Raw genomic sequence first — 19,133 nt, 5'->3', positions numbered from 1 at the left:
AGCACGCGCCGCGCCACGAAAACGTATCCGCGCGTCGGTGGCGCATTCAGGGCGGTTGAACTGCGCGTCACACAGAGCCGCAGAGGGGAACGGCAAGAAAAGAAAAGGTATTTGCTGTTCTCCCCGCCCTTTCCTTACCCTCTGTGGCTCTGTGTGAGATTGCTGTTTGATACGAACAAAGGGCCCGGCGCGCCTGGCCGGGCCCTTCGGTGTGTCAGGTGAAAGCGCGCGTCAGGCTGCGCGGCTCAGGCAGACGCCGCTGCCGGGGTTGGGGTTGTTGGCCTCGGCGGCCGGCACCGGAATGGTGACGTCGGTGCCGTACCGGGCATCGTTCTTGTGCCACGCGCCCGTCGGGAAGACGGTCTCGGTGGCGCGGCCGTACTGCCGCACCAGGCGGCGCAGGTCGCCCACCCGGTGCCCGCGGCTGAAGAGCCAGAACGCCCGCTCGCGGAAGATCTGGTCCACCCGCTCGGCCGACGTGGCCGGCAGCACGAGCGGCGCCAGCCCCGTGACCGTCGCCCGCGCCGCGTTCAGGGTGGTGAGGTAGGCCGTGCTCCCGGCGCGAAGCTGGGCCTCGGCCTCGATCATGCGCGCCTCGATCCCGCCCACGATGGTCACCGCCGAGTCTTCCCGCGTCCAGATCATCTGCACGTGGAAGGGCTGCAGCAGGTCGTCGCGGCGGTTGTTGGTGACGCCGATCGCCCGGCACGCCGGATCGCCGCCCACGCACACCGGCACGCGCGGGTCGCCGGCCGTGGCGAAGTTGAGGCCGTTGCCGCCCTCGCGGTTCCCCACGCTGTAGCGCCGGTTCACGTTGTTGCGCGTCACGATGACGTTCCGGTTCGACTCGCGGGCCTGGGCGTGGAACATCCGGTAGCGGAAGTTCGTCGGCACCCCGGCCACGGCGGCCGCGGCGTCGGCGGGGCGGTTCAGGTTCATCAAAATCCGGCCGCGCGTCACCTGCAGTACGTTCCGCACGCGAATGTCGTCCGCCGTGGTGCCGGTGATCCGCGCCAGGCCGTCCTCGGCGCTCCTGAGCGCGCGCTCGAAGGCCGCCGTGGTGGTGATGGGGCTGCCGTACTGCTCCTCCCCGTCCACCACGCTGCTGAATACCAGCCCGCTGCACAGGTGCTCGGCCAGCAGGTTCACGGTGTACGCCTGCACGAAGTGCATCTCCGCGAAGTGCCACCCTGGGGCGCCGGGGTTGTGCTGCGCCAGCAGGGCGAGCGCCTGCTCCGCCCCCAGCCGCGCCCGGTTCAGGGTGCGGCTGGCCGCGGTCAGGAAGTTGTTCTCCGGCGTGATCACGCGCTGGTCGATCTCCTGGCGCGCGATGAAGGAGTCGCCGTTGATCCACTCGTCGGCGAAGAGGCCGCCCAGCAGGAACAGGTTGTCCGACACGTCGCCCCCGCCGCTGGTGGCGGCGTTCAGCCGCGCGATCGTGCCCAGCCGCACCGCGTCCGCGCCCGCCGCCGACTGCACGTCGGCCGGCTCCAGGATGTCGGGGTCCTCCACCGTCAGCACGTCCGAGCACGCCGACACTCCGGCGGCCATCAGCGCGAAGACGGCCAGCCGCCCCGCACCCCACAGCCACCGGGGGGCTCTCGTCTTGGAATTCATCCGGTTCGTCATGCTAGAAGCCGAGGTTCAGGCGGAAGGTGAAGTAGGTGGGCGGTGCGAAGGCCTGGAACGACGAGGGCGCGTCGGCGGTGGAGCCGAATGCCTCGGGGTCCACGCCCGAGTACTTCGTCCACAGGATCCCCACGTTGCGCATGGCCAGCGTGGCCGTCACGTCGCGGCTGTGGAAGAAGCGCGAGGCCCAGCGGTCCGGCGCGCTGAAGTTGAGCGAGAGCTCGCGCAGCCGCACGAAGTCCCCCGGCTCAAAGAAGCCGGCCACCGTGCGGCTGGGGTGCTGGCGCACCGCCACCGTGCGCGCCTGGTCGGCCAGCGGCGCGTTGCGGTCCACCAGGCTCTCGCAGTTGTTGCGGCTGGCGCAGCGGATGCGCTCCGTGTTGTTGTACACCAGGTGCCCGCCCTTGTAGTCCACCAGCGCCGAGAAGCGCAGGCGGTTCCACAGCTCGAAGCCGTTGGTGACGGAGAGCTCCGTGCGCGGCGACGAGTAGCCGTGGAACTCGGCCGTGTCGCCCACCACGATCTCGCTGAGCGTGGCGTTGTCGCTGTACTCGATGATCCCGTCGCCGTCCTTGTCTTCGTAGCTCTGCAGCGGGCGCGACCACCAGCCGTTGAGCGGGAACCCTTCGGCCTGGCGCAGCGTGCTGCTGGTGACGATGGTGGGCACCCCGCCCAGCGTGATCAGCTCATTGCTGTTGGTGGTGCCGTTCAGCGTCACGTCCCAGTTGAAGGCGGCGGCCTGCACGATGCGCGCGTTGACGAGCGCCTCCCACCCCCAGTTGCGCACCTCGCCCAGGTTCTCGAAGCGCACCGTGAGGCCGGTGCCCAGCGAGGGCGGCAGCACGCGCTCGATCAGCGCGTCCTTGGACGACTTGTCGTAGTAGGTCAGCTCGGTGGAGATGCGCTCGTTCCAGAAGCGGCCGTCGATCCCCAGCTCCAGCTCGGTGGAGCGCTCGGGCTTCAGATCCGGGTTGCCCAGGGCGCTGAAGACGACGCCCGGGGCCTCGCCGCTCTCGCCCAGCACGGGGGTTCCCAGGTAGTAGCGCACCGCGTCGGTGGTCCCCGGCTGCACGCCCGACGCCCCGTACGCTGCCCGCAGGCGAAGCTGCCCCAGGAATCCCGGGGTGGGGAAGAAGGGTTCCTCCGAGAGCACCCACGAAGCGGCGAGTTTGGGGTACAGTACGGTGCCGAGGTCCGCTCCGAACGCGCTGTTGCGGTCCGAGCGTACCCCGCCGGTCACGAAGAGCCGCTCGTTGAGCGAGAGCCGCTGCTCCAGGTACGTGCCAAGCGTGCGGCTCTCGGAGGTGGCCGCGTCCGCGTCCTTGAGCGCGGCCGCCGTCACCGTAGTGGCCCCCGGGGGAAGGAGGGTGCCGATGGAGCCGGCGCGGTCGAACAGGTTGCGGTAGAACTGCGCGCCCACCGTGGTTTGCGATTCCACCCTGTCGCCGAAGTGTCGCGTGGCCGTCGCCGCGCCGTCCAGCGTGTAGAGGAAGAAGTTGGTGCGCTGGTCGATTTTGAAGCCCTGGCGGTCGGTGTTGCTGGGGCACTCGGAGGCGCGGCAGAGCTGCGTGTCGTTGCGGTTCGTGAAGTCGAGGCCCGCGTTGCCGCGAAGCGCCAGCCACCCGTGCGGCCTCCAGTTGCCGTTCATCGAGCCGATCAGACGCTCTACCGATTGGGTAGTCACCGCCTGGTAGATGGTGCGCGGCGTGAACTCGCGCCAGCCAAAAAGCGTGTCCCCGGCCGAGTTCGTGTTGTACTTGAAGCCCGGGCCGCCGTAAATGTTGGCCGCGATCCCCTGCGTGCCGCTGTCGTCGCTGCGCGGCAGCCGCAGATCCTGAGAGGTGTAGCCGACGCCGATCGCGACGTCGGCGTTGCGAGGCAGCGTGAAGTTGATATTGGCGCGGGTCGTGACGCGGGTGAGCCGGTTTGGGCTCTCCTGCTCGGAGAGGAGCGAGAGGCCGCGCGAGGCCAGGTAGCGGCGCTCGAACTGCGGCACCTGCGTCACGCCGTCCTCGTCTTCCCACTCGCCGTGCAGGAAGAAGCGCACCGCCTCGCTCCCGCCGCGCAGCTGCAGCCCATGCTGCTGGCGGTAGCCGGTGCCGAAGGGGGTGCTCTGGCTGTCCTTGGTGGGGTTGTAGACGGTGACGCTGTCCTGCGCGCAGGCGCCGGTGGACACCTGGCTCAGGAAGCACTGCACGCCGTTGGTGGGCGTGGAGGTGGCCCGCCACCCGTAGTACGCGCTCGGGTAGTCGTTGCGGTCCCGGATCGCCGTCTGCTCCGTGTAGTAGCTCCACTGCGTGCGCCCCGCCACACCGCGCTTGGTGGTGATGACGATCACCCCGTTGGCCGCGTCGGTGCCGTACAGCGTCGCCGCCGACGGCCCGCGCACGATCTCCATCGACTGGATCTCTTCAGGGTTCAGGTCGCCCAGACGGCTCGGCGTCGTTCCGCCGACCTGGATCGCCACCGGCCCGGTGGTGGGGAGCGACCCGGTCGCGCTTTCCACCCGTACGCCGTCGATGATGACGATGGGGTTGTTGGTGAGCGAGAGCGAGCTGGTGCCGCGGATGCGCACGCGGACGCCGGCGCCCGTCTGCGTTCCCGGCGTCACCGTGACGCCCGGGGCGCGGGCCGTTAGCAGGTCGCCCACGTTGCTCACCGCGGAAGTCCTCACCAGCTCCGCGGCCGGCACCTCGGCGATGGCGTTCCCCACCTCGGTGCGGCGCTGCTCGCCGGTGGCGGTCACCACCACGGGGGCCAGAGAGATGGCGGAGGGCTGCAGCGCGAAGTCGAGCGTCGCCGGCTCGCCCGGCGCCACCGTCACCTGCTGGCTGCGCTCGGAGAAGCCGATCACCAGCACGCGCACGCTGGTGGCGCCGGGCGAGACGCCGCGGAGCGTGTAGCGCCCCTCTGCGTTGGTGAGCGCCATCTGGTTGCTCCCCACCACGCGCACCTGCGCCGAGGGAACCGGCTGGCCGCTGCGGGCGTCGGTCACGCGGCCGGTGATGGTGCCCTGCTGCGCCGCCGCCGCGCCCACGCCCAGCACGCAGAACAGCGACGCGACCGTGCACGCACGGAGAAAACGGGCGATTCTCATGCTGAAACACCTCCTTGGGGAGTGCTGAGCCGGCCGGGGCCCGCTAAGGGCTGCGAGAGATGCCGTTCCGGCGGGGTGGGACGATCCGCGGTCCAGGGGGGCCCGCCAGGCGGCGGGGGAACCATCGGTCTGAGGGGCGCTGTACAAACGTTTCCTGCCGCGCCCGCGCGGAGCATAGACGCCATGGGGGCGGGGCGCAAGAGTCTTTTCTTCAAGGCGTCGGCGCGCGGCGGGGTAGGGAGAGGACGCGACCGTGCGGCCCGGCGCCGAAGCGGCCATCGCGCACCGCTTCGCCGCCGTTCACGAAGACGTGCACCATTCCCTCCGCCAGGCGATGGGGGTCGCTGAAGGTGGCGGGATCGTTGACGCGCGCCAGGTCGAACACCACCACGTCCGCCACGGCGCCCTCGCGCAGCACGCCGCGGTCGGGGATGCGGAAGACGGTGGCGGGGAGCGAGGTCATGCTGCGCACCGCGGCCGCTAGGTCCACCACCCCGCGCTCCACCACGTACATGCGGATCTTGCGCGGGTAGGTGCCGTAAGAGCGCGGATGCGGCACCCCCTCCCCCATCGGCACCAGGTCGCCGTCGGACGAGGTCATCATCCACGGCTGCCTCATGAGCCGGTCTACGTCCTCGTCCAGCATGTTGAAGGAGACGACGCCGGGGTTCCCCTCGCGCAGCAGGGCAAGCACGGCGTCCACCGGCTGCACGCGCCCGCGCTCGGCCACCCACTGCAGCGTCTTCCCCTCGATGGTGGGGTCGGGGCGGTGGCGGCGGAACTGGATGCGCGCCGCGCCGCCGCGCCGGTCCAGGCTCTCCAGCAGCTCCGCCCGCAGCCGCGCTCCCTCCGCCGGGTCGCCGATGCGGCGGCGCAGGGCCGTGTCGCCGCCGGCCAGCGCCCAGCGGGGGACGAGCGCGCCGCTCAGCGAGGTGGCGGAGGCGGTGTAGGGGTACTGGTCCGCGAAGACCTCCACCCCCTCGGCGCGCGCTCGGTCGATGCGGCTCACCAGCGCGGCGGAGTAGCCCCACACGCGCGGCCCCAGCGCCTTGAGGTGCGTGGCCACCACGCGCAGCTTCGCCTCGCGGCCGATGCGGATCACCTCGTCCACCGCCGCCACCAGCCCCACGCTGTAGTCCGCCTCGTCGCGGATGTGGCTGCTGTACGCGCCGCCGTACCCCGCCACCACTCTCGACAGGTCGATCAGCTCTTCCGTCTTCGCGAAGCTCCCCGGCGCGTACCACGGCCCGGTGGAGATGCCGAAGGCGCCCTCCTCCATCCCCGCCCGCACCAGGGCGCGCATCTGCTCCATCTCCGCGGGGGTGGGCGCGCGGTCCGCCATCCCCATCACGCGCTGGCGAACGGAGCCGTGCGGTACCATCTGCGCCACGTTCACCCCGATGCCGGCGGCCTGGAGCGCCGCGCGCTGGCGGGCCATGTCCGTCGCCCCGCCGCCGTCCGGATTCACCAGCACGGTGGTGATCCCCTGCGCCAGGAGCGGCCGGCCGTGGCCGAGCGCCGCCGTGGCGAGCCCTTCGCCGGCATGGGTGTGCACGTCGATGAAGCCGGGCGCCACGTACAGCCCCGCCGCGTCCACCTCGCGCGTCGCCCGCGCCCCCGCCAGGTCGCCGACCGCCGCGATGCGCCCGCCGCGCAGCGCCACGTCCGCCCGGTACCACGGGTTGCCGGTGCCGTCCAGCACGCGGCCGTTGCGGATGATGACGTCGTAGCCGCCCTGCGCGTGCAGCGGCAGCGCGAGCGTGGCGACGAGGGCGCCCGCCGCGAGGCCCCGCCGCGGCAGGTGGCTGAAGCGCATTGGCACGGCTCCGGGGGAGGGGACCGGGCGCGTCCTTGTGCGTCAGGGGCGCCGGGGTATATTCGCCAGAAAGTTGGATGTGCCTGATAGTGCGAGGCGGCCGGGCGGCGCACAAGTGCCGCGGCGCGCGCTCTCAACCGGGGATGGCAGATGAAGCTGCGAGCGTGGGTCGTTCTCGTCCTGGCCGCGTACGCGCCGGCCGCCGCCGCGCAGGCGGAGCTCGCCCGGCAGGTGGAGATCCGCCGCACCGCGTACGGCGTTCCGCACATCCGCGCGGAGAACTTCCGCGCCGCCGGCTTCGCGCTCGGCTGGGTGCAGATGGAGGACCACGGCCCGCGCATCGTGCTGGGGCTGCTGCGCGCGCGCGGCGAGCTGGCCCTCCATTTCGGTGCGGACAGCCTGGACTCGGACTTCGCCTACCGCCCCGTGCACCGCCGCGCCGTGGCCACGCTCCCGCAGCTGGAGCAGGACACGCGCGACATGTACGAGGGCTTCGCCGCCGGCGTGAACCGCTACGTGGAGCTGCACGCGGCGGAGGTCCCGTCGTGGGTGCGCCCCGCCTTCACCGGCGCCGACGTGCACGCGCAGGGGATGGGCGGCACCGGCACTCCCGGCCTGGGCCGCCTGATCGACCGGCTGCGCGGCGTCGCGCCCCGCCGCGACGGCGCGGCACCGGCCGCGGAGGGACCCTCCGAGGACGGCTCCAACGCCTGGGCGCTGGCGCCGAGCCGCACGCGCTCCGGGCGCGCCATCCTGCTGCGAAACCCGCACCTCGCCTGGTCCGCCGGCTACTACGAGGCGCACGTGACCGTCCCCGGCGCCATGGACTTCTACGGCGACTTCCGGCTGGGCGGCCCCATCGTGCTGGTGGGCGGCTTCAACCCGTACCTCGGCTGGGCCACCACCAACAACGCCCCCGACCTGGAGGAGGTCTACGCCCTCGACGTGGACCCCGCCCGCCCCGACCACTACCTCTTTGACGGCGGCTCCGTCCCTCTGCGCCGCGTTGAGGAGACCATCGACTTCCGCAACGGCCCCGGCATCGGCCGCGAGACGCGCGACACTTGGAGCTCGCCGCTGGGCCCCGTCATCCATCGTGGCGGGGGCAAGGTGTACGTGCTGCGCGCGGCGGGGGAGAACGAGTTCCGCGGCGGCGAGCAGTTCCTGAAGATGATGCGGGCGCGGAACCGGACGGAGTGGACGAACGCGATGAAGATGCGCGCGCGCGTCACCTCCAACCTGACCTACGCGGACCGCGACGGGAACATCTTCTACGTGTGGAACGCCACCCTTCCCTCCCTTCCGCACCCCTCCGGCGGCGACACGGCCGTGGTGCCCGCATCGCGCAGCTCCGAAGTCTGGACGAAGGTGGTTCCCTTCGACTCGCTGCCGCAGGTGCTCAATCCGCGCGGCGGCTACGTTCGCAACGAGAACGATCCGCCGTACCTCACCAACCTCCACCAGCCGCTTCCGCGAAGCCGCTACCCCGCCAACTTCCCGGACGTGGAGCTGCGGCTGCGCAGCCAGCACTCGCTGGAGCTCCTCCACAACACGCGCAAGGTGACGCTGGAAGACGTGATTCGCATGAAGCACAGCATGCGGATGATCCTGGCCGACCGCGTCAAGGACGACCTGGTGAAGGCCGTGCGCGCCACCGCGCCCGCCGGCGAAGTGGCCGACGCCGTCGCGGTGCTGGAGCGGTGGGACAACACGGTGGCGGCGGAGAGCCAGGGCGGGCTCCTGTTCGAGACCTGGTGGCGTCGCTACGTGAGCACCGCACCCCAGGCGCGGCCCAGCGCCGCATCGGTCGGCTTCCCCGCGCCCGCCGAGGCGCTCTTCCGCCGCCCCTGGACCGCCGCCGACCCCATGGCCACCCCGCACGGCCTGGCCGACGCCGGCCGCGCCGTGGAAGCCTTCACCTGGGCCGTGGCGGAGACGAAGCGCAAGTGGGGCGGCGTGGACGTAGAGTGGGGCAGGGTGCACCGCGTGCGCCACGGCTCGGTGGACGTGCCGGTGGGCGGGTGCAGCGGGCAGATGGGGTGCTTTCGCGTCCTCGGCTTCCGCGAAGAGGCGGACGGCACGCGCACCAGCGTCACGGGCGACGGGTGGGTGCTGGCGGTGGAGTTCACCACCCCGGTGCGCGCCTACAGCGTGCTGGCGTACGGCCAGAGCAGCCGCCCCGGCTCGCCGCACCACGACGACCAGGCCGCCATGTTCGCCGCCAACCGCATGAAGCCCGTCGCCTTCACCGAAGCCGACGTGGAGCGCACCACCATCCGCCGCTACCGCCCGGGCCTCGAGGACGAGCCGCGGTGAGGAAGCTTCACACAGTAGGCGTTCGACAGTGAAAGCTACACGCGAGAGACGGAATTGGCGCCATTGCTGGACTTTCGTATCCAAAATCGTTGGATTCACCGAAAACATGTTGTACATGGATTTCTACTCCGCCTTGACTTCGCAGCAGGATTGGGCCTATCCTGTTGCACATGTACCTCCGCGAAGTCGTCTCACCGCGCAAGCGCGGCCCTGACACCCGCTACCTCCAGCTCGTAGAAGGCGAGCGGGACGCGCAGGGCCGCGTGCAAACCCGCATCCTCCACTCCTTCGGACGCACGGACCAGCTCGACCTGGAGCAGATCCGGCGTCTGGTAGACCAGCTCAGCCGGTATCTCGATCCCGCTGCGCCACCGACCGCCCCGGGTCTGGAAGTGACGCGCACGTGGACGTTCGGGGGCACCCACCTCCTCAATTCGCTCTGGAGGGAGCTGGGGCTGGACCTGTTCTTCTCCCATGCGCTCGAAGCGCGTGCATTCGAGCAGCCGGTGGAGCGGGCGCTCTTCGCGCTCGTCGCTCACCGCGCCCTCGCCCCGGCCTCGAAGCTCGCCTGCTCCCGCTGGGCCGGCGCCAGCGCGTGGATCCCCGGGCTCGATCTCGGCGGCGCCGAGCTCGAAGTGCAGCACCTGTATCGCGCCATGGACTTCCTCCACGCCGGGATGCCCGAGCTGCAGGAGCACCTGTACTTCCAGGTGACGGACCTGCTCAGCGCAGACGTCTCGGTCCTCTTCTACGACACGACCAGCGTCAGCTTCCATCTCGAACAGGCGGACCCCGAGGGAGGGCTCCGGCGCCACGGCTACTCGAAGAAGAAGCGTCCGGACCTGCCGCAGATAGTGGTTGCGCTGGCGATCAACCGCGACGGCATCCCGGTGCGTCACTGGATCTATCCGGGCAATCGCATCGACGTGAGCACGGTGGAAGAGGTCACCAGAGACCTCCTGGGCCTGCGGCCCCGGCACTTCCTGTTCGTGGGGGACCGGGGGATGGTGAGCCAGGCGAACCTCGACTTCCTCGAATCGCGCCGCCTGAAGTACCTTCTCGGCTTTCCGCTGCGGACCGATCCCGCGCTGGAGGCGCACCTGCTCTCGCTGCGCGGCCGCTACCGCCCGGTGCGCGAGGGGCTCGGCGTCAAGGAGACGCAGATCGATGACGGAGCCCGCACCCTGCGCTACCTGCTCTGCCGGAGCGAGGCGCGGGCGGAGCGGGACGCCCGCACCCGCGCCACAATCCTGGAGCGGCTCGGGGCGGCGCTCGCCGATCGGAGGAAGGGCGCTGCATCTGGAAATACGCGCGCCGGCCGATCTCTGCTCTCCAAGCCCGGCTACGCACGCTACCTGGCGAAGGAGCCGGATGGGAAGCTGCGGATCGATCCCGCCCGCGTCCGAGCCGCGGCCCGGCACGACGGCAAGTACGTGCTGGTCGCCAACGAGCTCGGCATGCCGGCGGAAGAGTTGGTCCTCGGCTACCGGGATCTCTGGAGAGCGGAGCGGGCCTTCCGCTCGATGAAGAGCGTGCTGGACCTCGAGCCCGTCCAGCACCGCACTCCCGAGCGCATCGCCGCCCACGTGCACATCTGCGTCCTCGCCTACCTGCTGATCCGCATCGCGGAGAACCGCACGCAGGCCGGCTGGGAACAGATTCGCGAACAGCTGGAGAGGATTTCCCTCACCGAGCTCACCACGGATCGCGCATCCGTCCTTCAGACCAAGGCGCTGACCAAGGCGGAGCGCGATCTTTTGAATTGTTGCAAGGCTCCGCTACCGCCCAAAATCCTGCAAGCGACAACAGGGTAACGGGTTAACCCACCTGAGGCCGCTCCAGGCGCGTTGTACATGCGCCCGGGGCGGCTTTGTTGCATCTCCATCTAACACAAGCAGTTACGCGCGCGTGTCAGCAGGCGCTGTCGAACCCCTAGTGTGAGCCATGCAGTTGCAGTTCTCTCCTGCGTCTCTGCGTGAGACAAGCCGTGGGGGTATCACATCCAGGGCATCGGCGGGACGACGGCGGGCTCGCGGAAGGGGCCGTCGCCCAGGAAGGGAACGGCGCCGCGGCCGTTCAGGTTGTCGAAGGAGTAGAAGGAGAAGCCCTGCACGCCCCGCTCGCGCCCGATGCGGATCTGGCGCGCGAGCTCGTCGTGCGGCATGCCGGAGGCGATGCCGATGTACACGTGCCGCCCGGTGGGACGCATTCCCGCCAACTGGTCCTCCAGCATGCAGCGCCAGTCCGGATTCGGCTCGCGGCCGGGACGGCGCAGGTAGGTGCAGGGCTGCTCGTTGACGCGGAAGTAGGCCATGGGCACGGCCACGTCCAGCGACCCCTCGCGCGCCCATCCCCAGGTGTCCTGGTAGAACTGCCCGATCCCGCTGGACGACGGCCATCCGAAGCGGTCGCGGTCGTAGATGGGCCACACGGCCGCGGAGAGCGGCACGCGGCGTACTGCGCGGATGCTGTCGGCGGTCTCGCGCACGGTGCGGCTCACCATCTCGCGGCGGAAGCGGGCCCACCCGGCGGGATCGGCGGCCGGGTCGCGCCCGAAGGCGGCCAGGCTGGCGCGGTCCCACCCGTACCCGGAGCCGGGGTAGCGGATGCGGTCCAGGTGCACGCCGTCAACCCGGTAGCGCCGCACCACGTCGGCGGCGACGCGGGCCAGGTGGGTGCGCACGCCGGGGTTGCCGGGGGAGAGGTAGACGTACTCCTCGCCGTTCGGGCATGCCATCGGGCGGCCGGCGCGGGTGTGCATCGCCCATTCCGGGTGCCTAACCAGGATGTGGTCGGGCCGTCCGGGCGCGCTCGGCTGCAGGAGGCGGCAGAAGTCGCCCTCCTGCGAGTCCCAACCGGACAGCGCGTTGATCCAGGCGTGAAGCTGCAGCCCGCGCGCATGCGCCTCGCGCACGGCCACTTCGAGCGGGTCCCACGACGGGGTGCCGCCCAGCCGCCCGCACAGGCGCACGGAGCAGGGGTCCAGCTCGGAACGATAGTAGGCGTCCGAGGGGCCTCGCACCTGGAAGTACACCATGTTGAGCTTCGCCCGCGTGGCGCGCTCCATGATGCGGCGCACGTCGGCCGCCGTGCGGTACTCCCAGCGGTTCACCCAGACGACGCGGGCTTCGGCGCGCGGCTGCGGGGCCGCGGGCACGGGTGGCGGTGGGGCGGGCTGCGCCGCCTCGATGTGCGTCGGGGCGGCCTCGGACGCGCGGGGGGCGGTTCCGATTCCGATTACCGCGCCTGCGATCAGGGCCAGCGGCGCGACGGCAAGGACCGCGCGGCGGGTTTGGATCATCGGGTCATCCTCTGGTGTGGCCTGTCGGTGTGGTTTGCGGATCGTCCGGCGCGGCGCTAAGGAGCTCGTTGTGTGCCGTTCGTGTGGCGGTCGGTTGAAAGCGGTTCCTCAAAATCGCCGCCGCACCCCTGGCAGGTCCAGACCAGCGTCCGCAGCGAGGCGGTGCCGGTGCCGCGGACGCGCTTCACCCGCCAGCGGAAACGGACGCCGTCGCAGTGGGCGCACTTCGTCGTGCTCGGGTTCTAGGGGGTGCGGGCATGGATCCTCGCGAGTGCGGATGACATCGCCCGTTCCGTGCCTCCGCGCGGCAGGCGCGGGGGTGACGGGCGTTTGGGCGATACCCGCGGATCGCTGGAAGGTGCTGCTGCTACTCTGCTTGCGCGCCCCGGGTTCCAGGGGAGGCGCCGTTCTGACCCGGCCAGGAGGTGAGTAGCACTTTCGGACCCACCCGGGGGTAGACCTTTGAGGCGCATGAACGCCGGGTCTCAGCGCACGTCGTCCTCAAGCCCCGGATTCCCGTGGATCTGCTCGCCACCAGGCACGCACGCCGGCCTTCGATCGGCCGCACGATCGCCGTGTGGGCCCTGCTCCTCTCCGGAGCGGGATGCGGCGGCCGCGCGCCCGAAGCGCCCGCGCCCGGCTTCTCGGGCGAGCTGGCGGCCGGCGCGCGCTACGTGGAGAGGCTGGTGGCACCCCGTCCCGCGTCGGCGATGACGGCCGAGGAGGTGATCTCCGCCGGATACGTGGAGCGGCTGCGTCTGGGGCTGGGGAGTCCGTTCCGGCTGATGGAGTACGCCCTTCGCGATCCGCGCCTCACCCCCGCCACGCGCGTGCCGCTGGTGTGGGCGCTGCTGGACGCCACGCACGCCGGGCGCGGGTACGAGCTCGATCCGCGGTCGCTCGCGCGGGTCGGCGACCCCGGAGACTCGGCCACTGCGCGGATGCACCTGGAGCTGATCGATGGCGCGGTGCGTGGCGCCGCCGACCCCCGCTCGGGCGAGCTCGCCGCGCGCGAGGCGTACCGGCTGGCGACCGCGAGCCGCACAGTGTCGCAGGCGGCGCCGGCGCTCGCCGCATCGGCCGCCGCGCTGGCCCGCGACCGCGAGCTGGCCCGCCGCGATGCCGCGCGTCTGCTGGCGCACGCCTCGCGCGGCGGGAAGCATCCGTTCGCGCTGCTGGTGGAGTGGCGCAGGGCGCGGCGCTTCGAGGTCGAAGCCCCTCCAGGCGCTCCCCGCGCCCCCGCGCTGGAGGAAGAGGCGGCCGAACAGGCGCTGGGGCTGGTGGCGCGGGTGGAGGCGGTGCGCGGTGCCGGAGTGGGCGCACCGGCGATCCGCGACGGGCTCCCCCGCCTGCGCCCTGCCGTGGCGCGGCGGCTGGCGAAGCTGGCCCGCGACCACTCGTACCCCACGCAGTCGCCGGTCTGGATCGCTGTGAACCGCTACGACGAACAGTTGCGGCGCGCCGCACGCGGCCGCGCAGGCACCCGCGCCGCGGAGCGCCTGCTGCGCGGGCGCGCACGGAGGAAACGCTCGCCGCCGAGCACGCCGTGATCGCCGCCGCCGCCGAGCCGGTGCGGGAGATCGTTGCCCTGGTCGCGGCCGAGGCGGGGGTGGGGATGCGGGCGTACGCGCAGGAGAAGGTGTGGTATCCCGGTTTTCCGGCCCCGTCCACCGCCGACCTGAAGCGCGAGTTCGGCCTGCGCGCGGTGGAGTTCGACAGGGACGTGCCGCTCTCCTGGCGTCCCTACTACCGGCGCATGCTGGGCAACGCGCTCGCCGACCTGGAGATCGCCCTGCCGAGCCTGGACCTGCGCGGCGCGGCGTTCCGCTTCGGCTCCACGGGGAAGGAGGGAGTCGCGCTCGCCATCCACGATCCGCACGGGCGCACCATCCACCTTCCCCCCGAGAGCGGGGCCGGCGCCATCGCCCACGAGGTGGGGCACGACCTGGACTGGCAGGTGGCGCACGGGCGGTACGGAACGCGCGCCGCGTACGCCACCGAGGATGCCATCCGCAACGGGCGCGGCGACCGCTTCGCCACGGCCGTGCGGCGGATGCCCGGACCGCCGGAGGTGCCCATGCGCGGCGGGCCCGAGCTCCAGCGCCGCTACGCCCAGCGCCCGGCCGAGATATTCGCGCGCACTTTCGACGGCTACGTGGCCGCCGCGCTGGCGGAGCGTGGCCGCAGCAACGGCTACCTGACCGCCGCGCAGGACGAGTTCCTGGGCGGACACGGGCTCGCGCTGCTGCCGGGCGCGCGCGCGGAGGCGGCGGGGCCTTTCATGGAGATGCTGACCGTCGCCTCGCCCCTCCCGGACGCGTCTCGCCGCGCATTCCTTGCGCGATGGGGTTCCGGGAGCGTGCCGAGCGGCTTCGAGGTGGCGAGCGGGATCGTGAAGCGCGCCGGCGCCGGGCCTGTTCCGCGGGTCGCGGCCCGGGCCGCTCCCGGGATGATGGAGCTGCTCCAGGCCGGCGCACCGGTGCGCGAGGAGGTGGCGGCGGTGATGGCGATCCGCGACAGCGCCGTCGCGGAGTGGAGCGCCGCGCGGTCCGCCAACCCGCTCGCCGCGCGCGGTCCGCGTGGCGAAGCGGCCGTCACCCGCCTCGCGGACGCGGCCGCTCGCGCGCGGGTGCGGGGGATCGTGCTGGCCCATGCGCGCGCGCTCGGGCTCGATGCGGCGCCGGGGTGGCTGCACGATGCGTGGCTCGGCGCGGCGGAGCAGCGGGTCCCCCTCGCTCTTTTTCCCACTGCCTCCGAGTGACGAACAGCAGGCCCCACGTGTGAGTTGTACCGTCTCTACAGAAGTTCTGTGCGATCCATAGGATCGAGACCATTTCCTCCAATGCACACGGATAGTGAGCGACGGTATTAGTGCGCGGTGTGCCCGGCGGCGCGGTGGTCGTGGCGCTGGAAGGCGAGGAAGGAGTGGATGGCGCGCAGCGCCTCGGGGTCGGCGGTGGTGATGCGCACCTCGCCGCCGCGGGGGAGGGGGCGGTACTCGTAGCGGACCGCGGCGGAGCGGGCGCGCATCACGGCGGTACCAGGGACTTCGCGCATGTGCACCATCGCGGGAGTGGCGAAGTCGCCGCGCGCAAAGGCGGCGGCGATCCCCTGCAGGTGCGCGCGGATGGTGGCGATGCCCTCCGCATCGTCCACGTTGCGCTGCAGCTCGATCCGGCCGCCGTCCGGCAGGTCGTCGAAGCGATGCGTGGACGTGTACTGGTCCACGCCCATCGCGACGGCGCCGCGGGCCTGGAGTGCGGTGAAGTCGGCGTCCGCGCCGCGGGGAGCGCATGCGCCGAGGGTGAGGATCGCCGCGAAGGGCAGGAGTGAGATCCGCATGGTGGGCCTCTGAAGCAAGGGTTCGCATCGCCGGCGGAGGTGCCGGGAGGTAAACCCTGGGGGATTGCCGCGCGGCGCGATGGAACCCAGGTTCCATTCCATGACACCCATCGACCAGGTGCCCCTCTTCCAGGGGCTGAAGCGGGAAGCGCGGGAGATCCTCGCGGGGCAGGGCACGACGCGGAGCTTCGCCGCGGGGGAGGCGCTGTGGACGGCCGGGACGGCGCCGCGGGGCCTCTTCGTCGTGCTGGAGGGGAAGGTGCGCGTCGTGCGGGCGCCGGGAGGACGGCAGTACACGGTGCACACCGAGGGGCCGGGCGGGACGCTGGGCGAGGTGCCGCTCTTCGCCGGCGGGCGGTATCCAGCGACCGCCATCGCCGCGGAGCCGACCGTCTGCCTGGCGCTCGGGCGCGACGCGCTGAGCCGCGCCATCGCGGCGGACCCGGAGCTGGCGTTCAGATTGCTGGGGCGCCTCGCGGAGCGGGTCCGCACGGTAATGTCGCGCCTGGACCGCCGCACCAGCGAGACGGTGCCGGTGCGCCTCGCGACCCTGCTGCTGGCCCGGCATTCCGGCGCGGGCGGCGCGGACTTCACCCTCGGCGCATCGCAGGCGGAGATCGCGGAGGAGCTCGGAACCGTGCGGGAGGTGCTCGTGCGGGCGCTTCGTACGCTGCGGGAGGCGGGGCTCGTGGAGGCGGCGGGGCGTGCCCGGTACCGCATCCAGGATCCGGCGGCGCTGGGAGGCTGGATCGGCGCCCGGCGGTAGCCTCTGGATGACAATGCATCGCCCGGCTCGGTTCGTGCGGCCCCGGGTTGTCCACGACGCGCTTCCGGCGATCGTCTTCACCGATCCAGAGCCTGCTATGACCACGACCAGCCCGGACGCCGAGACGAGCGTCGGGAGCGCAACGCCGGACCCACGCACGCGCCTGGGCTTCCTGGCGGAGACCAGCCGCTGCCTGGCGGGGTCGCTCGACTACGAGACCACGCTGGCCACGGGGGCGGGGCTGGCGCTGCCACACTTCGGCACCTGGTGCATGGTGGACGTGGTGGAGCCGGATGACACCATCCGCCGCGTGGCGGTGATCCACCCCGACGCGGAGAAGCAGCGCACCGCCCGCGAGTTCTACGCGAGCCACCCGCCGGACCGCGACGATCCGCTCGGCGCGCCGCGGGTGATCCGCACGAGCGAGTCGGAGTTCGTCCTGGCCTACGAAGACGTGCTGGAGAGCATCGCGCAGGAGGAGCACCGCGCGCTGCTGCAGGGGCTCGGCGCGCAGTCGTTCCTCATGGTGCCCATGTGCGCGCGCGGGCGGACGCTGGGGGCCATCACCTTCGTGTCCGACGACCGGCGGCGGTACGACCCCGCGGACCTGCTGCTGGCCGAGGACCTGGGACGGCGCTGCGCGATGGCCGTGGACAACGCGCGGCTGTACGCGGCGTCGCAGGAGGCGCACCGGGTGGCGGAGGCGGCGCGCAAGGCCGCCACCCTCACCGCCCGCCGCGCGGAGGAGCTGCTGGGCGAAGCCAACCTCGCGCGCTACGAGGCGGCGGCCGCGAACCACGCCAAGAAGACGTTCTTCGGCACGATCTCGCACGAGTTCCGCACTCCGCTTACGGCGATTCAGGGCTACGCGGACCTGCTGACGGACGAGGATTCCGCCCCGCTCACCGACGGGCAGCGGCGCCAGGTGGGACGCATCCGCGCGGCGAGCGACCACCTGCTGGGGCTGATCGAGGAGATCCTCACCTTTGCGCGGCAGCAAGCGGGCCGCTCCGAGCTGCGCATCCACGAGGTGGATCTCGCCGCGCTGGTGCGGGATGCGTCGGCGGTGGTGGAGCCGCTCGCGGCCGCCAAGGAGCTGAGCTTCGTCCTGGCGATCCCCGAGGGGCCGATCCCCTTTCGCACCGACGTGGGGAAGCTGCGCCAGATCATCCTGAACCTCGCCGCTAACGCGGTGAAGTTCACCGAGGCTGGCGAGGTGCGGATGGAGCTGGAGGCCACCGACCGCGCGGTGCTGCTGCGCGTGGCGGACACGGGGATCGGCATCGCCCCCGAGCACGAGGAGCACGTGTTCGAGGCGTTCTGGCAGGTGGACCAGACGGATGGGCGCGTCGGCGGGACGGGGCTGGGGCTGGCGGTCACGCAGCAGCTCGCCGGGCTGCTGGAGGGTGAGGTGACGCTGGAGGCGGGCACGGACGGCGGAAGCGTGTTCACCATTCGCCTGCCGCGCTACGCCCCCGAGCTGGGGGAGGAGGCCCAGGAAGCGCCGACGGAGCCCGGGGCCGCGGAGAAGCGGGTGCGCGGGCGCCGCTACGAGACGAGGCGCGGATCCAAGGGCCCGCCGACGGGTCCGGCAAAGGGCTAGGGACAGCAGATTGCGGTTCGGCCGTTGGCACAGCAATTTTGCGGCAAAGACGGAATTTTCACACGGGGCGCGTTGCTCCCACCACCAGGCATCATGGCCGCCAAGAACAACCGCAACCATTCCGCGCCGGGCGACGGATCGGAGACGCTCCTGGCGCCTTCGGAGCCGGTGCAGGGCGAGCCGGCGCGCCGCACCGAGAGCACGCCGCCGCCGCGGATCCGCGAGACGCGGCCCGCCCCCCGCGGCGGGTTGCTCGAGCGCATGGCCGAGTCCCGGAGAGCGCCCTTTCTGCGGCTGATCGCGTACTACGTGCTGCTCATCGGCATCATGGGCGCGCTGGTGTACTGGGTGCCGATGGTGCGCGACGCCTTCATCTCGCCGGTGGTGCTTCCAGACCTGGGCAGGGGGGGGAGCGGGTCGGAGCTGCTGACCCGCGCGCCCACGCTGGGCGACTACGGCGCGCGGCTGTCGCTGGGCGAGGCGCTGCACCGCGCGCTCACCACGCTGCTGGTGATCGCGGGTGCGCTGTCGCTGGTGATTCCGGTGGCGTGGGTGTACATGTTCACCAAGCGCTTCCGCTACGATCCGGCGCTCGTTTCATCCGTCATCATCCTGCCGATCGTGGTGGCGGGGATTGCGCTCGTGGTCAAGAATTCACTGGCGCTGGCCTTCTCGCTGGCCGGGATCGTGGCGGCGGTGCGCTTCCGCAACACGCTCAAGGACCCGCGCGACGCCGTCTACATCTTCCTGGTGATCGCCATCGGCCTGTCGGCGGGCGTGCAGGCGCTGGACGTGGCGCTGGCGATGTCGCTGGCCTTCAACTTCGTCGTGCTGCTGGTGTGGAAGCACAACGTGGGGTCGATCTACAGCGGGAGCTACGGGCGCACGGGGATCCTCTCCGTGGGCGATCCGGAGCTGATGGTGGCGGACGATCCCGCGGCGCAGCGCGACATCCGGCGGCGGATGCTGGAGCACGACGGCGACATGCGCACGGACGGCATTCTGCTGGTGCACTCGGGTGCGCCGGACCTGGCGCGCCTCACCGTGCAGGAGGCGCTCGGCGACACCGCGAGCGACTGGCGGCTGGTGAACGTGCGGCGCGAGCCCGAGCGTCCCGCCGTGCTGGAGTACCTGGTGCGGCTCAAGACCGAGATCACCCCGGCCGAGCTGGTGGGCGCGCTCGACGAGCGCTGGTCCGCCCAGGTCTCCGCCGCGGAGTACGTCCCCTTCCGCACGCGGAAGAAGAAGCGCAAGAAAGGCTAG

At 71.7% G+C, this 19,133-nt stretch carries 12 protein-coding genes; 7 read left to right on the top strand and 5 right to left on the bottom strand.

What is annotated here, in order from left to right; translation table 11 throughout:
- Positions 1-231 precede the first annotated feature (231 nt).
- The 3 genes from VF584_19755 to VF584_19745 all read right to left on the bottom strand — a co-directional run bounded on the left by VF584_19755 (position 232) and on the right by VF584_19745 (position 6,542).
- Positions 232-1,617: a hypothetical protein gene (locus VF584_19755; GenBank protein HEX8212421.1), complete on the bottom strand. Its 1,386-nt coding sequence runs from the start codon at positions 1,615-1,617 to the stop codon at positions 232-234.
- A 13-nt stretch (positions 1,618-1,630) separates the two neighbouring features.
- Positions 1,631-4,726: a SusC/RagA family TonB-linked outer membrane protein gene (locus VF584_19750; protein ID HEX8212420.1), complete on the bottom strand. Its 3,096-nt coding sequence runs from the start codon at positions 4,724-4,726 to the stop codon at positions 1,631-1,633.
- A 211-nt stretch (positions 4,727-4,937) separates the two neighbouring features.
- Positions 4,938-6,542 carry an amidohydrolase family protein gene (locus VF584_19745; GenBank protein HEX8212419.1) on the bottom strand — a complete coding sequence of 535 codons (1,605 nt, stop codon included), beginning with the start codon at positions 6,540-6,542 and terminating at the stop codon, positions 4,938-4,940.
- Between the two features lie 150 nt (positions 6,543-6,692).
- On the opposite strand from VF584_19745, the gene VF584_19740 reads away from it, so the two are divergent.
- Positions 6,693-8,858, top strand: coding sequence for a penicillin acylase family protein (locus tag VF584_19740; GenBank protein ID HEX8212418.1), 2,166 nt, complete (start codon positions 6,693-6,695; stop codon positions 8,856-8,858).
- A gap of 170 nt (positions 8,859-9,028) precedes the next feature.
- Positions 9,029-10,672, top strand: coding sequence for an IS1634 family transposase (locus VF584_19735; GenBank protein ID HEX8212417.1), 1,644 nt, complete (start codon positions 9,029-9,031; stop codon positions 10,670-10,672).
- Between the two features lie 182 nt (positions 10,673-10,854).
- Here VF584_19735 and VF584_19730 read toward each other — a convergent pair whose 3' ends face one another.
- Positions 10,855-12,159, bottom strand: a complete 1,305-nt coding sequence (locus tag VF584_19730; protein HEX8212416.1) for a family 10 glycosylhydrolase — start codon at positions 12,157-12,159, stop codon at positions 10,855-10,857.
- A gap of 518 nt (positions 12,160-12,677) precedes the next feature.
- Between VF584_19730 and VF584_19725 the strand changes: the two genes are divergently transcribed.
- Both VF584_19725 and VF584_19720 read left to right on the top strand, forming a co-directional pair.
- Positions 12,678-13,709, top strand: a complete 1,032-nt coding sequence (locus VF584_19725; GenBank protein ID HEX8212415.1) for a hypothetical protein — start codon at positions 12,678-12,680, stop codon at positions 13,707-13,709.
- Positions 13,706-14,920 carry a hypothetical protein gene (locus VF584_19720; GenBank protein ID HEX8212414.1) on the top strand — a complete coding sequence of 405 codons (1,215 nt, stop codon included), beginning with the start codon at positions 13,706-13,708 and terminating at the stop codon, positions 14,918-14,920. Before VF584_19725 ends, VF584_19720 begins: the two co-directional genes overlap by 4 nt.
- Positions 14,921-15,027: 107 nt before the next feature.
- Here the strand turns inward: VF584_19720 and VF584_19715 are convergent, their stop codons facing one another.
- Entirely contained in the window at positions 15,028-15,501 is a 474-nt protein-coding gene (locus tag VF584_19715; protein HEX8212413.1) for a hypothetical protein, read from the bottom strand.
- Positions 15,502-15,601: 100 nt separating this feature from the next.
- Here VF584_19715 and VF584_19710 point away from each other — a divergent pair, with 100 nt between their 5' ends.
- From VF584_19710 to VF584_19700, 3 genes are all read left to right on the top strand, one after another.
- Positions 15,602-16,267, top strand: a complete 666-nt coding sequence (locus tag VF584_19710) for a Crp/Fnr family transcriptional regulator (GenBank protein ID HEX8212412.1) — start codon at positions 15,602-15,604, stop codon at positions 16,265-16,267.
- 97 nt (positions 16,268-16,364) lie between these two features.
- Entirely contained in the window at positions 16,365-17,870 is a 1,506-nt protein-coding gene (locus VF584_19705) for a GAF domain-containing sensor histidine kinase (protein ID HEX8212411.1), read from the top strand.
- A 93-nt stretch (positions 17,871-17,963) separates the two neighbouring features.
- A complete protein-coding gene (locus VF584_19700; protein HEX8212410.1) occupies positions 17,964-19,133 on the top strand; it encodes a DUF4956 domain-containing protein in 1,170 nt (389 codons plus the stop codon).

It is taken from the genome of Longimicrobium sp., from assembly GCA_036389135.1.
Classification (GTDB): Bacteria; Gemmatimonadota; Gemmatimonadetes; order Longimicrobiales; family Longimicrobiaceae; genus Longimicrobium.
The sequence above is the reverse complement of the archived record's forward strand: the minus strand, read 5'-3'. Positions and strand labels throughout refer to the sequence as shown.